The organism is Christiangramia fulva, assembly GCF_003024155.1.
In the GTDB taxonomy this organism is placed as follows: Bacteria; Bacteroidota; Bacteroidia; order Flavobacteriales; family Flavobacteriaceae; genus Christiangramia; species Christiangramia fulva.
This window is the reverse complement of sequence record NZ_CP028136.1, coordinates 2893929-2908078: the sequence shown is the minus strand read 5'-3', so window position 1 is coordinate 2908078 and position 14150 is coordinate 2893929. Positions and strand designations below refer to the sequence as shown.

Here is a 14150-nt window from a genome sequence, read left to right as displayed (position 1 = left end):
GAATATGTTTGTTTCATAATCTTAAAACTAACACTTATGAAAACGCTTATTCTACTTCTGGCAATGTTAATGGGTTCCTTATTATACTCTCAGAATTCCGCAGAAAACACCGGAAATATTACCGTAAATGTTCCCAATGCTCAAACTGATGAAGGTGCAGTACTCTTTGCTTTATATTCCGAAGACAATTTTTTACAGGGAAAACCGGTTTATTCGGCATATTCAGAAATTACTGACGGAAAAGCAACCGGTATTTTTGAAAATGTTCCTTCAGGAACTTATTCCATTGTGTTCTTTCACGATGAAAACAACAATAAAAAAATGGATTTCGACGAAAACGGCATGCCTTTGGAAAATTATGCTACCAGCGGTGAAACAGCCTCGTATGGTCCTCCAAACTGGGACGAATCGAATTTTATTTATGACGGAAGTGATCGGCTTTTTGAAATAAGATTCTAAACTGAAAATTATTTTAATTCTTTTAAAAGATCCTCCAAAAGGATCTTTTTTGTATAGACAAAACAAAGAATAATTATGTTTTAAATAAGAAATATCTATACATTTGCAGGAGATAAAATCTTACAATGACGATAACACAGTTAAATTATGTCCTGGCTGTAGCCGAACATAAGAACTTTACCAAGGCCGCTCAAAAGGTTTTTGTGACCCAGCCTACGCTGAGCATGCAAATTCAAAAACTTGAGGAAGAGCTTGAAATAACGATTTTCGATAGAAGTAAAAAACCCATTCAACTTACTGAGGTGGGCCAAATGATCGTGCAACAGGCTCGAAATATTGTAAATGAAAGCGACCGGATCCAGGATATTGTTGATCAGCAAAAAGGATTTATTGGCGGTATCTTCCGCCTTGGCGTCATTCCAACGGTGATGCCAACCCTGCTACCGATGTTCATTGGGAATTTCATGAAAAAATACCCGAAGGTAAAACTGAAGATCGAGGAACTTCATACGGAAGCCATCATTGAAAAATTAAAAGAAGGCCATTTAGATGCCGCCATTGCTGCAACTCCTCTGGAAATGGAAGGAATCAAAGAAAATGCCCTTTATTACGAACCTTTTGTGGCCTATGTTCCCCATAACCACAAACTTTCTTCAGCCGATAAACTGGAAATTAATGATCTCGAGATCAATGACCTTTTGTTACTGGAAGACGGACATTGTTTTAAAGACGGAATTTTAAACCTCTGCAAAGCCGCCAGAAATTATGAAGGCGATCAATTACAGCTGGAAAGCGGCAGTTTTGAAACGCTTATAAAACTTGCTAATGAAGGATTGGGAATGACCCTTCTCCCCTATTTGCATACGCTCGACCTGAAAGAGTCTGAAAAACAATATTTAAAAATGTTCAAAGATCCTGTACCCGCTCGCGAAGTAAGCCTTATCTACAATCGAAGTGAGTTGAAAATGCAAATAATAGAAGCACTACGAAGCACCATTGCCGGCGTAATAAAAGGAGCGATAACTTTTCAGAATGTGCAGATCATAAGTCCGCTGAACAAGAAAAAAGAATACCAGGTAAATTAAAAAAAGCGGCCTTTTGAGCCGCTTTTTCTTTAGGTATTTAAATAGATTAGACATTGATTTAATTCCGGATTCTGCCTGGTTAGTGCGATGATCCAAAGTCTTAATTCCTCGATCTCATGAGGAAGTAAACGTTGAATCGCTTTTTTAACCTCCTTGCAGAACAAGTTTGCATCAAAACTCACTTTGTCAAGTACCGTTTTGGTGTATTCAAACATCGCTCTCGCCATAATTTGAAGTTATTTAAGTTAAAGTTAGGTTGAAATAAAAGTGTAGAAATAATATATAGGCAGCATTTTTTGGTTAATTAAATATAGTAAACTCAATTCTTATTTAACACCTAAATTCCAAATTTAACATTCTAGAACCTGTTATCTCCACTTATAATATCTCCAATTCCCCCGAGAATACTGCCTTCTCCCTTGTCTTTTCCTCCCTGTTGAGGAGCGGCCTGGTGAATTCTGCTGGCCAGCCTGCTGAAAGGCAGAGATTGGATATAAACAGTTCCCGGCCCCGTAAGTGTAGCGAAGAAAAGTCCTTCGCCGCCAAAAATGGTATTTCTTATCCCGCCAACGAATTCAATGTCATAATTCACCGTTTGGGTAAATCCGATAATACAGCCTGTATCAACTTTCAATTTTTCACCTGGCTGAAGCTCTTTTTTAGCCATGGTGCCGCCAGCATGAACAAAGGCCATCCCGTCACCTTCAACTTTCTGCATGATAAAACCTTCACCTCCAAAGAAACCTCTTCCCAGTTTTCTGCTGAATTCTATACCGATTGAAACTCCTTTCGCGGCACATAGAAAGGCGTCTTTCTGGCAGATGAATTTTCCGTTAAAACGGGTTAAATCAATAGGAATGATCTTTCCTGGATAAGGTGAAGCAAAACTGATCCTTTTCTTCTCCTGACCGTCATTGGAAAAAATAGTCATAAACAGACTCTCTCCGGTAAGTAAACGTTTTCCGGCACCCAGGACTTTTCCCAGGAAACCTTCATTTTCTTTCGAACCATCACCAAAAATAGTATCCATGGTAATACCATTATCCATCATCATAAAGTTTCCTGCTTCAGCGATCACCGCTTCCCGCGGATCCAGTTCAAGTTCTACATATTGCATTTCTTCCCCGAAGATATGGTAATCTATTTCATGTGCATTCATATTTTTAGCTTTAGGCCTAAAGCGATAAGCTCTAAGCATGGGTTCAATAATATATGTAGTCTTTTACCGCTTACTGTTACTACCAAAAGCCTACTTTTTCACTTTCACAGTCCATTCAAATTCAAAAACCGAAACCTCCACTCCTTCTTCATTGGTTCCTACCGATTTCATCCAGAAGGTTTGGCCGTCACCGCTTTCTAAAGTCTTTTGTATTGCTTCATCAGCTTTTTTACCATCATAACAGTTAAAACTTATCTTTCCGGTGGCTTTTTTTGAAAATACCGATTTATTCCGGGCTACCAGCATGGAGATCTTTTTATCAGAATTTTGGATTTTGCTCATCACAAGGGCTCCTGTGCTCAGTTCGGCTGCCATCGCCTGCACCGCGAAATACATCGATTTAAACGGATTCTGATTGATCCACCGGTGCTTCACTCCTACTTCACATTGGGTTTTATCGATATGTTTCACCCTCACTCCACAAAACCAGGCGCTTGGAAGCTTAATCATTAAAAAATTGTTGAGTTTAGCAGGAGAAAGCTTCATAAATAAAGGATTCTATTGATTTTCAGCATAAAAGTAACAAATATAGCCGAGTATTTAAATCTTAAATATTTGTTAATTTTAGGTACTTTGTTTTGCATAATACCTTCTTTTAGATATATATTTGTATAAGATTCTAATAGGTTATATAATCATCAATCAAAATAATCATGAAAAATTCATCTCAAAACCAGGTAATTGCGATCTCTCATCAGGAGAATGCACGAATTCATCGAATAAAGTTCTATTTAGCCATAGCCTTTATTTACATCTCATTTTTAACCATAGTTTTCCTATAAGGTTTACTAAAACATCAATCAAAAAAATGATCAAACTACATCAAAAAATTTCTAAATCAATTTCGAAAAGAGCATTTTCCTTAAAAGGATTTCTTACGCTAATTATCGGTCTAACTTCCTTGTATGTTCTGAATGCCCAGGAAAAATCTGTAAAAGAAACCATTCTTGAAAAAGATTCCATCTTCTGGAATGCCTATAATGAATGTGATATTGCAAAAATGGAAAATTTTCTCGCGGCTGACCTCGAGTTCTATCATGACAAAAGTGGTGTTCTAAATGGCTCAGACAAACTAAATGAAAGTATGGAAAAGGGCTTGTGCTCCACCGGGAAAAATAAGCTTCGACGAGAAGCGGTTCCGGGAACAGTTGCTGTTTTTCCACTTAAGGATAAAGATTCGGTTTACGGAGCCATTATTACGGGAGAGCATCTTTTTTACCTTGTAAACGCTAAAACTGAACAAGCCGATGGAAAAGCAAAATTCTCAAATCTCTGGCTTCTCAAAGACGGAAAGTGGAAAATGCATCGAGTATTCAGTTATGATCATCAACCAGCACCCTACAGTAATGAAAAAGAAAAGATCACCCTTAGCCCGGCTCAACTTCAGGAATTTGCAGGAAACTATTTAATGCCTTCTAAGGATGCCATTATCGTTAAAGCTCTGGAAGACAAACTGGAATTAAAAGCAATGGGTAAAATGTTTACTCTGTATCCCGATTCTGAAAACAGTTTTTTTACTGAGGAAAGGGATCTGACATTTACTTTTTCTGAAGAAAAACCACGGAAACTGACAATTTTCGAAGCTAATACTAAAGTAGCTGAAGCTACCTGTACTGAATAATTATAATTCAAAATTATGACAACAGAAACCATCAATCAAAATAGAACCCTGGCTACCGTGCTCCATCTCTCGGTATTCACAAAGTATTTTATTCCAATGGGCAATTTTATTTTTCCGCTGCTTTTATGGCTGGCAAAAAAGGAAGATCCCTTTGTGGATAAAAACGGAAGAAACGCGATCAATTTCCAGATCAGCCTTTTTCTCTACACCATTTTCCTGGTTACTGTGGGAGCCGCATTATTCCTGTTTTTTGGAATAAGGTTCAGTATGATCGAACCATTTTTTTTCGAACATGATCATTTCGAGGTTCACGAATTTAGCCATGCCATTCCTTTTATTGTGAGTGCCGTCATCCTTGGAATAATCTTTTTAGGACTCTTTATTCTTGAAATTTTTGCGGTGATCATGGCCTCCATCAGGGCCAGCGAAGGAGAAATTTATCATTACCCGCTAACCATCAATTTCATCGGCTCTGGAGAATCTGGAGCAAATTAATCATCAAATCAATCAAAAAATGAACAGTTTAATGTTATTCAAAAACACACAACATGAAGATTGAAAATACAAAAGCTCAGATGCGCAAGGGTGTGCTGGAATACTGCATCCTCTCTGTTTTGAGAGATGAAGATGCCTATGTGGCAGAAATTCTTGAAACACTCAAAGACGCGAAGTTACTGGTGGTAGAAGGTACTATTTATCCGCTGCTCACCAGGCTTAAAAATGCTGGTTTACTCAACTATCGTTGGGAAGAATCATCCAGCGGGCCACCAAGAAAATATTATGGCCTTACCGAGACTGGAAAAATTTTCCTCAGGGAACTTACCGTGACCTGGGACGAATTACAAACGGCAGTTAACATTGTAACCACACAAAAAAAGAAAAATCATGAATAAGACAGTTAATATAAATCTTGCCGGCATTTTCTTTCATATAGATGAGGATGCTTACGCCAGGCTGCAACGCTATCTTGAGGCGATAAGGCATTCATTCTCCAATACACAAGGTCGCGATGAGATCATTTCAGACATCGAAGCCCGTATTGCTGAATTATTTAATGAAAAGATCAAAAATGACCGTCAGGTAATCAGCCTTAAAGAAGTAGAAGAAGTCATCGCCATCATGGGGCAACCCGAAGATTATATGGTAGATGAAGAGATCTTTGAAGATGAACCAAAAGCCGAAAGAAAATCGAAAACTACCAAAACCATTGGTAAACAACTTTTCCGTGATACCGAACACGGGTATGTGGGCGGTGTTTCATCAGGTCTTGGCCATTATCTTAGTATTGAAGCCATCTGGGTGAGATTACTCTGGATCCTGCTTACCATCTTTTCAAGTGGTGCATTTATAGTGATCTATATAGCTTTCTGGATCTTTGTCCCTGAAGCCAAAACCACAGCCGATAAGCTGGCAATGCGCGGAGAGGAGGTAACCATCAGTAATATCGAGAAAAAGATACGTGAGGGTTTTCAGGATGTTTCAGATAGTATAAAAAATGTAGATTACGAAAAATACGGAAATCAGGCTCGTTCCGGCGCCAGTTCGGCCGCTACAACCCTCGGTAATATTATCAGGTTCTGTCTGAAACTATTTGTAAAATTCATTGGCGTTCTTTTATTGCTCATCGCAGGCTCTACACTTATTGGCCTTTTTGTAGCCTTATTCAGCGTGGGAACTTTTGGACTTGTGGATGCTCCATGGACAGATTATATTGAAATGGTTAACAGCGGCGCCCCGCTTTGGGTGATCTCAATCCTGGCATTTTTTGCCATCGGGATTCCTTTCTTCTTCCTGTTTGTCTTAGGGCTCAAGATCCTTGTTAGTAACCTGAAACCTGTGGGAAGAATTGCTTCCCTTACTTTACTGGGCGTTTGGTTGCTATCAGTGATCGGTTTGAGCGTCATAGGAATTTCACAAGCCACCAACAGGGCTTTTGACGGTGAAGTTGCTACTACCGAAAGGTTGGATATTACTCCTAACGATACCATTTTCCTGGAGATGAGAAGCAATCCTGATCATTCGGGCAGGAGTTACCGTAATTCAAATTTTCAGGTGATCTATGGTGATCAAAACGAAAAGATGCTTTACGGGCAGGATGTTCGCCTGATCGTAAAATCTACCAAAGATTCCGTTGGGAAGATAGAGGTGGTGAAATCGGCAGAAGGCAGGAATTACGACGATGCACGTGAAAGAGCACAGAATATCAATTATTCAACGAGCCTTGTTGGAAACAGACTTTTTTTGAATGACTTTTTCACTACAGACGCAAGTTACAAATACCGTGACCAGGAAGTCCAGGTAACTTTGTTTATCCCGGTAGGAACAGTTCTTTATGCTGAAGATAACACTTCTTCTTTCCATAGAAATTCATCTCATTATGATGATATTTTAATCAGTGGCCAGGAAGGCCATTTCCTTCAAATTATGGATGGAGAAGCCTCCTGTGCAGATTGCCCTGAAGAGGACAGCTGGGATGAGAATGGCGACGAATGGCAAGATTCTGATGAAGATAATGACTGGGATACCTCAGACGATTTTAATGCGAGGATAGATGTAAATGGCGATGAAATGAAGGTAAAGGTCAATGACAAGGGAATAGAAGTTAAAAAGGAAAATGGACAAAGTGCCAAAATAGACAGTAACGGAATTGAGATAAACAACAACTAAAATGAGCTCACTAATCAACCTTTTATTAAGCTTTTTCATGGGTTTGTTTTTTGGTCAACAGCAACAGGAAATGAAAACAGCTCAAAATGACCTCAAATTTCCGGTTGAAATTATTCAAAAACTGGAATGCCGGCAGCAGATATTAGAATGTTAGCAATGATAAAAAGCCTCCTCTCGGGGGCTTTTGCTATATTTGAGTAATTATAAATAACTTATGGTCAAAAAATTACCATTTATTTTGCTTTTAATCATGATCTCCTGCGGCGCGCAGGAAAAGGTTAAAGGCAGCCGAAACGTGAAAACTGAAAAATTCAACCTTACTCCTTTTCATTCTATTCAGATAGCAGGTGAATTCGAAGTTAGTATTGTAAAGGGTTCCCGGCCAAAACTGGAAATTAAAGCCGATGATAATCTAATTGATCTTATTCAAAGTGAAGTAATTGACGGCGTTCTGTATATTAAACCCATAAAAGAAATTTCGCGGGCTAAATCTCAAAAGATCCAAATCACTTTTCAGGATACATTGAAAAGTATAAACATTTCTGATAAAGTGGAGCTGGAATCTGAGGAGGATCTTTATGTGGAAGATTTTCAGCTGGAAACAAAGAATAAATCAAAAGCTTTTCTTAGCCTAACGGCGAACAGCTTCAATTTAATTCATGGTGATGATGCGAAAGCAGAACTAAATGTGACCGCAAAGGAAAGTTATTTTCAGTTAAATCAATCTTCAGATGTAAAGGCTTTGGTAAATGCACCGCTTTTTAAAGTCGATATATACGAAAAGGCTTCGGCAAGAATTGAAGGAGAAATCCAGGATTTTGATTTAAGGGCAGGCCAGTCTTCAAAGTTTGACGGTGAAAAGCTAACCGCTGAAAATGCAACGGTGCTGGCGCAGGGAAGATCAGACAATAAAATAAATGTTTCTGAAAAACTTGAAATTTCAGCCACGGGCAATTCAAAAACCGAAATTTATAACTCTCCACAGATCAATCTTACCCAGTTTACCGATGAAGCGGTGATCGCGAAAAAAGAGTCTAAAAAAGGACTGTTTTAGATGTGATAGATTTTAGAACTTAGAGTTTAGAACAATGAATGGACAATTGAAAATTGATAATTGAAGTCATGAATTGTCTTTGCGAGCTTCCGCCTAAGGCGAAAGAGAATCAATCTCTTGGTTAAAAATCCAGCATAAAAAAAGTCCCACATTTCTGTGAGACTTTTTCATTGGTTTTCTTATTATTTTAAACCGTTTCAGGTCTTGTTTGCGGTTTTTGAATATCCTCTTCGGTTTCAATTTCGGCGAGGTAACGCTCGGCATCAAGCGCGGCCATACATCCTGTGCCCGCAGCTGTAACCGCCTGGCGATACACTTTATCCTGCACATCTCCCGAAGCAAAAACACCTGGAATATTTGTTTTCGTGGTCTTTCCCTGTGTGATAAGGTACCCGGTATTATCCATATCTAATTGTCCCTGGAAGATTTCGGTATTTGGTTTATGCCCGATAGCAACAAAGAAACCTGTGATTTTGATCTCTTCTTTCTCACCGGTTTGATTATTGACCATTCTCAAACCTTCTACTACCTGATCACCAAGAATTTCATCAACCTCAGTATTATAGCGAACTTCAAGATTTTTGGTATTATTCACCCGGTGCTGCATAGCTTTGGAAGCTTTCATATAATCTTTCCTGATCAACATGGTCACTTTATTACAAATATTGGCCAGATAGGTAGCTTCCTCGGCAGCGGTGTCTCCACCACCAACTATCGCCACATCCTGACCTTTATAGAAAAAGCCGTCACATACTGCGCAAGCAGAAACCCCGCCTCCACGTAATCTTTGTTCACTTGGAAGTCCGAGATATTTAGCTGTAGCACCTGTAGATATGATGACGCTATCCGCCTCTATCCATTTGGCGTTATCAACGCAGGCTTTATGAATTCCACCAACTTTTTTTGACAATTCAACTTCGGTGATCATCCCGATCCTTACATCGGTTCCAAAACGTTCGGCTTGTTTTTGTAGATCCATCATCATTTGAGGACCATCAATACCATCGGCATATCCCGGAAAGTTATCTACTTCAGTAGTAGTTGTAAGCTGTCCGCCTGGTTCCATTCCCGTATACATTACCGGTTTAAGATCGGCTCTGGAAGCGTAAATTGCAGCAGTATAACCTGCAGGACCGGAACCTATGATCAAACATTTTACTCGTTCTATATTTTCGCTCATGTTTCTTAATTTATTCAGCTATAAAAGTAGGCAGTTTTGATAAAACCTTACGTTTATTTTCATTAAGATCGTCTATTTGTTAATAATCAATGGAAATAAAGGCTGAAAATTATTATATAACCACCAAATTTAAAAGATAAAATTACCTTTGCCAAGCATGGAACTTAGTTTATTCAACATCCTGGATGTGCTTGGAACGGTGGCTTTTGCGATTTCGGGTGCTCTCGCAGCCATGAATCGCAGGCTGGATCTTTTCGGGATTTTCATCATTGCCTTTGTAACAGCTATCGGCGGAGGAACTCTCAGAGATGTTCTTATTGGCCAGACTCCTGTCTCCTGGATGGAACATATCGTGTATGTTTATTTAATTGGAGTCGTGACCGTTTTGGCTATTATTTTCAGAAATAAACTCTATTACCTGAAAAAATCACTATTCCTTTTTGATACCATCGGGCTAGGGGTTTTCACCATTACCGGCGTAGAAACGGGTATTCAGCATAATCTCGACCCCATTATTTCCATAGCGCTGGGTGCCATGACCGGAACTTTTGGTGGTGTGATCAGGGATATATTATGTAATGAAATTCCCGTTATTTTCCGAAAAGAAATCTATGCTACGGCCTGTATCTTAGGTGCTCTCGCCTTTGTGATTCTTCATAGGTTACAGGTGAATACAGATCTCATTTATATCATCACCACCCTGATCGTTATTGGTATTCGCCTGGTTGTGGTAAAATATCATATATCACTGCCGGCTTTTATCTTACATGACAAAAGCGAGGATTAATGCGGAAGTTTTTCCTTTAAAAGTCCGTATACAAAAGTTCCTAAAATAGCCGAAACGAATACCACAAGCATTGAAACATAACCCGCGCCTATAAGGGTGTAAATCGGTCCCGGACAGGCTCCGGCAAGGGCCCAGCCCAATCCGAAAATAGTTCCGCCGAAAATATAACGGCTAAAGGTTTTTGTTTTTTCCTTGGGAATAAAAATGATGGGGTGTCCGGTAAAATCCTTCATTTTCTTTCTTTTTATAAACTGAATTCCCAGGATTCCTAAAACCAGAGCCGAACCAATAATTCCGTACATATGAAAAGATTCAAAGCGGAACATCTCATATATTCTGAACCAGGAAGCCGCTTCCGATTTAAACATTACGATTCCGAAAAATATTCCTATTAAAAAATAACCTGCTACTCTCATATCTAAAAAATTAAAGGAAATAATAAATGAACCATGATCAGGCCACCTATGAAAAATCCGATCACCGCGACCAGCGAGGGCAATTGCAGATTGCTAAGACCTGAAATCGCGTGCCCTGAAGTACAGCCACCGGCCCAACGCGTACCAAAACCTATAAGAAAACCGCCTATGATGAGAAGGCTCAAAGATTTGATATTTCCAAGAGCATTTATACTATAAAGTTCATCGGGCAGGTATGCGGCACCGGCACTTTCGAAGCCAAGCTGCTTTAAGTGGGTAACCGTTTCCGGATTAATTTCCACCGCAGGATCTGCCGAAAGAAAATTCATGGCAATAAAACCGCCCACCGCGGCTCCCAGGATCACGATAAGGTTCCAGCGTTGTGAACGCCAGTCGTAGCTAAAATAACCTGCGCTCTTACTTGCACCGCACATGGTACAGAGGGTTCGTAGGTTTGAAGACATTCCAAATTTCTTACCCATGAAAATGAGCAAAAACATGATCAAAGCTATTAATGGTCCTGAAACGTACCACGGCCAGGTTTGTAAAATTATTTCCATTTTCAATCAATTTTTAGGTGCAATTAAGCAAAACAGAAAAGCTTTTCCACAATTTTCTGCTGCTTTTTAACTATTTAAGTATTGCCGTTTATTATGCAACAATATGCAAAGGTATAAAGTCGAATATTAAGATACTTTAAAATTTGCTCCCACCAGCCTGGGATCGGGTGCGGTATGCTGACGGGAGATCCATTTAATAGTGATGGATATATAGCCCAGTTCTTCTACCACCGTTCCATAACAGAGATAAATCCCTTTATTGTGAAGCGGATATTTTTCAGCGGCATCGGGAAATATCACAATATCGAAAATTTCGCCTTTCTGATCGTAAAAAGTTCCAAAATACATGTATTTTCCGTTAGAAGTACCAGTTTTTCTCGCGTTGACGAGATTTCCGTAAATGCGAATCTCCTTTCCAACATTTTCCTTCAGATCACAGGCATAAATAGAATCTTCCATCGGGTTTTTTAATAATTTAAAATGGCTACACAGCGGGAAACCCAGCAATTCCATTTGGTCATAAGCTTCGGTAAGTTTGGAATCTTCAAATTCGGGAAGTTCAAAATCCCGCTGTTTTGGCTTGAACAAAGCCTTCTGCCAGTCATTTCTTTTATTTTTACTGATCTTGAAATAGGCTTTCCAAAGCAGGGTATATTTATCAATTTTGGTAAAGCGGAAAGCATCGATTTTCAGCAGTAAGCTTAGCTGTTCAATGGAAATGGAAATACGATCTATAAAATCTTCAAAAGACCGAAATTCCCCAAAAAACTGTCGGTTTTCAAGGATCTGCTGAATGGTTTTGGTTTCGAGCTCTTTGATATACCCCAGACCCAGATACACATCCCTGCCATAGATCACCGTGGGGTGATCGCTTTTATTGATGCAGGGCGCGTGCACGATCCCGCCGCAACGACGAATTTCCTGGATATAGGTTTCCACGGAATAGAATCCGCCGCCGTTATTGAGCGCGGCCACCATAAATTCCAGCGGAAAATATTTTTTCAGGTATAAACTCTGGTAACTTTCCACGGCATAAGAAGCCGAATGTCCCTTCGGAAAGGCATAGCCGGCAAAAGAAGATATCTGCTCCCAGACTTCCGAGATCAGCTCATCCTTATACTCCTTTTTTTGGCAATTTTCCCTGAAGGTTTCTTCGATCTTTTGCATCTGGTCTTTAGAAGTCTTTTTACCACTCATCCCGCGTCGTAACACATCGGCATCGTCAAAACTAAGTCCGGCAAAGAAATGCGCCACTTTCATCACGTCTTCCTGGTACACCATCACTCCATAGGTATCGGGCATGATCTCGAACATTACCGGGTGCGCCTGTTTTCTGCGTTCAGGGTCGCGATGGCGTTTGATAAATTCTTCTTTCATGCCTGCGCTGGAAACTCCCGGCCGAATGACCGAACTTGCCGCCACCAGGTTCATATAATCGCTGGTTTGAAGTTTGGTGAGCAAGCCTCGCATGGCAGGCGATTCCACATAAAAAACTCCCATACAGTCTCCGGTTTTAAGCAGATTGTTGATCTCCGGGTCATTTTTAAAAATTGAAATATTTTCCATGTCTTCTATATAGGCTTCCGGCTGATTTTGCCTTATGATCTCAATGCTATCGGTGATCTTGGAGAGTCCGCGCTGAGCAAGGATATCGAATTTATGAATGCCAACTTCTTCGGCGATATTCATATCGATCTGAATTGTTCTGAAACCCTTAGGCGGCAAAAATGTACCCGCATAATTGTACACCGAATCGTTCAGAATTAAAATTCCGCCGGAATGAACACTGAGGTAATTCGGAAATCCTTCAATTAACCCGCTGTAACGCAGCACCAGTTTTTCGAGGTGGTCCAGGTCTTTATATTGAAAATGTCCGTCTGAAAGTTTATCGATATTTTCTTTGGGAAGTCCGAATACTTTTCCAAGTTCCCGCGCCACTGCCCGTCGTTTAAAAGTCACATAAGTTCCCATCAACGCGGTATGTTCATAGGTTTCAAAAATATACCGCGTCACATCATTGCGGTCTTTCCAGGAAAAATCGATATCAAAATCGGGAGGCGATTTACGATTGGGGTTGATAAAACGTTCAAAATAAAGATCGAGTTCAATGGGATCGACATTGGTAATCCCCAGAATATAGGCAACCATAGAATTGGCGCCACTTCCCCGCCCCACAAACGGATAATTTTGTGAACGGGCATAGTTCACGATATCAAGATTGATAAGAAAATAGGAGACAAAACCGAGGCTGATGATCGAATTCAGCTCCTTTTCAAGCCGGGCGTGCACCTTCTCCCCGGCTTCAGGATATCTTTTGTGAAGATTCTGGTAACAGAGATCCTTCAGTTTTTTTTCGTCTTTTTCTTTACTCTCGCCGGCAACGAGCAAATTCCGGTTCTGATTTCTGCCAAAACCAAAACTCACTTCACAGGCATCAATCAGTTTTTGAGTATTTTTCACAATATGCTGAAAATCTTCAAATTCTTTTTCAATTTCTTCCAAAGTCAACATCTGATGTGAAAAATCGCCCTGTTCGCTCTCAGGAAGTTTGCTCAAAATCATGTTGTTATCGATCGCCCGTAAAAGCCGGTGAGCGTTGTAATCTTTCTTGTTTCTGAAACTCACCGTTTGCAGCAGCACCAGTTTATCCCTGAATTCTTTATAAGCTGAAAACTTCAGTTTACGCAGACTTTTTATTGAAATTCCGATAAATTCATTGCCCTCAAAATGAGTCTTTTTTGAAGCCACCACCTTTTCCAGCGGATAAATGATAAAAGAATTGTCAAATTTTGGAGCTTCTGAAGGAAAAGTCTTCTGTTGATGGAGATGCTCAGAAAGATACGCGTTGAGCTCACGATACCCTTCATTGTTTCTGGCAATTCCCCCGTATTGCTGCTCTGTGCCATTTCTGAAATCAATCCCCACCAGTGCTTTTAGATCAAATTCCGGAGCCATTTTAATAAATTCCAGGCAGGCCGAAGTATTATTGATATCGGTCACCGCCAGCTGTTTCACCCCCATTTTTTGGGCAAGCCTGCAAAGCTCTTCCGTAGAAAAAGTGCCGTAGCGAAGGGAATAGTATGTATGACAATTGAGGTACAT

General features: G+C 39.9%; 16 protein-coding genes. 9 read left to right on the top strand and 7 right to left on the bottom strand.

The annotated features are described in order from the left end of the window. The first annotated feature begins 36 nt into the window (after positions 1-36). A complete protein-coding gene (locus tag C7S20_RS12960) occupies positions 37-459 on the top strand; it encodes a DUF2141 domain-containing protein (protein ID WP_107012864.1) in 423 nt (140 codons plus the stop codon). A gap of 125 nt (positions 460-584) precedes the next feature. Then, complete coding sequence (locus C7S20_RS12955; protein ID WP_107012863.1) at positions 585-1544, top strand: hydrogen peroxide-inducible genes activator; 960 nt, start codon at positions 585-587, stop codon at positions 1542-1544. Between the two features lie 29 nt (positions 1545-1573). Here the strand turns inward: C7S20_RS12955 and C7S20_RS12950 are convergent, their stop codons facing one another. The 3 genes from C7S20_RS12950 to C7S20_RS12940 all read right to left on the bottom strand — a co-directional run bounded on the left by C7S20_RS12950 (position 1574) and on the right by C7S20_RS12940 (position 3249). Continuing rightward, positions 1574-1771, bottom strand: coding sequence for a hypothetical protein (locus tag C7S20_RS12950; RefSeq protein WP_107012862.1), 198 nt, complete (start codon positions 1769-1771; stop codon positions 1574-1576). A 131-nt stretch (positions 1772-1902) separates the two neighbouring features. Continuing rightward, positions 1903-2703 (bottom strand): TIGR00266 family protein, encoded by an 801-nt coding sequence (locus C7S20_RS12945; RefSeq protein WP_107012861.1) that lies wholly within the window; start codon positions 2701-2703, stop codon positions 1903-1905. A gap of 90 nt (positions 2704-2793) precedes the next feature. After that, positions 2794-3249, bottom strand: a complete 456-nt coding sequence (locus tag C7S20_RS12940) for a DUF4442 domain-containing protein (RefSeq protein WP_107012860.1) — start codon at positions 3247-3249, stop codon at positions 2794-2796. 322 nt (positions 3250-3571) lie between these two features. On the opposite strand from C7S20_RS12940, the gene C7S20_RS12935 reads away from it, so the two are divergent. The 6 genes from C7S20_RS12935 to C7S20_RS12915 are packed head-to-tail and all read left to right on the top strand — an operon-like array spanning position 3572 to position 8105. Next, entirely contained in the window at positions 3572-4384 is an 813-nt protein-coding gene (locus C7S20_RS12935; protein ID WP_107012859.1) for a nuclear transport factor 2 family protein, read from the top strand. A 15-nt stretch (positions 4385-4399) separates the two neighbouring features. Next, positions 4400-4879 carry a DUF4870 domain-containing protein gene (locus tag C7S20_RS12930; RefSeq protein ID WP_107012858.1) on the top strand — a complete coding sequence of 160 codons (480 nt, stop codon included), beginning with the start codon at positions 4400-4402 and terminating at the stop codon, positions 4877-4879. Between the two features lie 53 nt (positions 4880-4932). Further along, complete coding sequence (locus tag C7S20_RS12925; protein WP_107012857.1) at positions 4933-5277, top strand: PadR family transcriptional regulator; 345 nt, start codon at positions 4933-4935, stop codon at positions 5275-5277. After that, positions 5270-7051: a PspC domain-containing protein gene (locus tag C7S20_RS12920; RefSeq protein ID WP_107012856.1), complete on the top strand. Its 1782-nt coding sequence runs from the start codon at positions 5270-5272 to the stop codon at positions 7049-7051. The genes C7S20_RS12925 and C7S20_RS12920 overlap by 8 nt, the downstream gene beginning before the upstream one ends. A gap of 1 nt (position 7052) precedes the next feature. Next, on the top strand, positions 7053-7205 hold the full coding sequence (locus C7S20_RS19565) for a hypothetical protein (RefSeq protein ID WP_159039934.1): 153 nt from the start codon (positions 7053-7055) through the stop codon (positions 7203-7205). Between the two features lie 60 nt (positions 7206-7265). Then, complete coding sequence (locus tag C7S20_RS12915; RefSeq protein ID WP_107012855.1) at positions 7266-8105, top strand: GIN domain-containing protein; 840 nt, start codon at positions 7266-7268, stop codon at positions 8103-8105. Positions 8106-8292: 187 nt separating this feature from the next. Here C7S20_RS12915 and trxB read toward each other — a convergent pair whose 3' ends face one another. After that, entirely contained in the window at positions 8293-9285 is a 993-nt protein-coding gene (gene trxB, locus C7S20_RS12910; RefSeq protein ID WP_107012854.1) for a thioredoxin-disulfide reductase, read from the bottom strand. 157 nt (positions 9286-9442) lie between these two features. On the opposite strand from trxB, the gene C7S20_RS12905 reads away from it, so the two are divergent. Next, complete coding sequence (locus C7S20_RS12905; protein WP_107012853.1) at positions 9443-10072, top strand: trimeric intracellular cation channel family protein; 630 nt, start codon at positions 9443-9445, stop codon at positions 10070-10072. Here C7S20_RS12905 and C7S20_RS12900 read toward each other — a convergent pair. The 3 genes from C7S20_RS12900 to C7S20_RS12890 all read right to left on the bottom strand — a co-directional run bounded on the left by C7S20_RS12900 (position 10069) and on the right by C7S20_RS12890 (position 14150). Beyond that, a complete protein-coding gene (locus C7S20_RS12900; RefSeq protein ID WP_107012852.1) occupies positions 10069-10488 on the bottom strand; it encodes a YeeE/YedE family protein in 420 nt (139 codons plus the stop codon). The two genes, C7S20_RS12905 and C7S20_RS12900, sit on opposite strands and share 4 nt — an antisense overlap. Positions 10489-10490: 2 nt before the next feature. Next, positions 10491-11048: a YeeE/YedE family protein gene (locus tag C7S20_RS12895; protein ID WP_107014235.1), complete on the bottom strand. Its 558-nt coding sequence runs from the start codon at positions 11046-11048 to the stop codon at positions 10491-10493. 126 nt (positions 11049-11174) lie between these two features. Then, on the bottom strand, positions 11175-14150 hold the full coding sequence (locus C7S20_RS12890) for a DNA polymerase III subunit alpha (RefSeq protein WP_107012851.1): 2976 nt from the start codon (positions 14148-14150) through the stop codon (positions 11175-11177).

Excerpts from the sequence above, each read along its gene's own strand:
- C7S20_RS12960 (WP_107012864.1), top strand. The coding sequence starts at position 37 with ATGAAAACGCTTATTCTACTTCTGGCAATGTTAATGGGTTCCTTATTA.
- C7S20_RS12955 (WP_107012863.1), top strand. The coding sequence starts at position 585 with ATGACGATAACACAGTTAAATTATGTCCTGGCTGTAGCCGAACATAAG.
- C7S20_RS12950 (WP_107012862.1), bottom strand. The coding sequence starts at position 1,771 with ATGGCGAGAGCGATGTTTGAATACACCAAAACGGTACTTGACAAAGTG.
- C7S20_RS12945 (WP_107012861.1), bottom strand. The coding sequence starts at position 2,703 with ATGAATGCACATGAAATAGATTACCATATCTTCGGGGAAGAAATGCAA.
- C7S20_RS12940 (WP_107012860.1), bottom strand. The coding sequence starts at position 3,249 with ATGAAGCTTTCTCCTGCTAAACTCAACAATTTTTTAATGATTAAGCTT.
- C7S20_RS12935 (WP_107012859.1), top strand. The coding sequence starts at position 3,572 with ATGATCAAACTACATCAAAAAATTTCTAAATCAATTTCGAAAAGAGCA.
- C7S20_RS12930 (WP_107012858.1), top strand. The coding sequence starts at position 4,400 with ATGACAACAGAAACCATCAATCAAAATAGAACCCTGGCTACCGTGCTC.
- C7S20_RS12925 (WP_107012857.1), top strand. The coding sequence starts at position 4,933 with ATGAAGATTGAAAATACAAAAGCTCAGATGCGCAAGGGTGTGCTGGAA.
- C7S20_RS12920 (WP_107012856.1), top strand. The coding sequence starts at position 5,270 with ATGAATAAGACAGTTAATATAAATCTTGCCGGCATTTTCTTTCATATA.
- C7S20_RS19565 (WP_159039934.1), top strand. The coding sequence starts at position 7,053 with ATGAGCTCACTAATCAACCTTTTATTAAGCTTTTTCATGGGTTTGTTT.
- C7S20_RS12915 (WP_107012855.1), top strand. The coding sequence starts at position 7,266 with ATGGTCAAAAAATTACCATTTATTTTGCTTTTAATCATGATCTCCTGC.
- trxB (WP_107012854.1), bottom strand. The coding sequence starts at position 9,285 with ATGAGCGAAAATATAGAACGAGTAAAATGTTTGATCATAGGTTCCGGT.
- C7S20_RS12905 (WP_107012853.1), top strand. The coding sequence starts at position 9,443 with ATGGAACTTAGTTTATTCAACATCCTGGATGTGCTTGGAACGGTGGCT.
- C7S20_RS12900 (WP_107012852.1), bottom strand. The coding sequence starts at position 10,488 with ATGAGAGTAGCAGGTTATTTTTTAATAGGAATATTTTTCGGAATCGTA.
- C7S20_RS12895 (WP_107014235.1), bottom strand. The coding sequence starts at position 11,048 with ATGGAAATAATTTTACAAACCTGGCCGTGGTACGTTTCAGGACCATTA.
- C7S20_RS12890 (WP_107012851.1), bottom strand. The coding sequence starts at position 14,150 with ATGTACCTCAATTGTCATACATACTATTCCCTTCGCTACGGCACTTTT.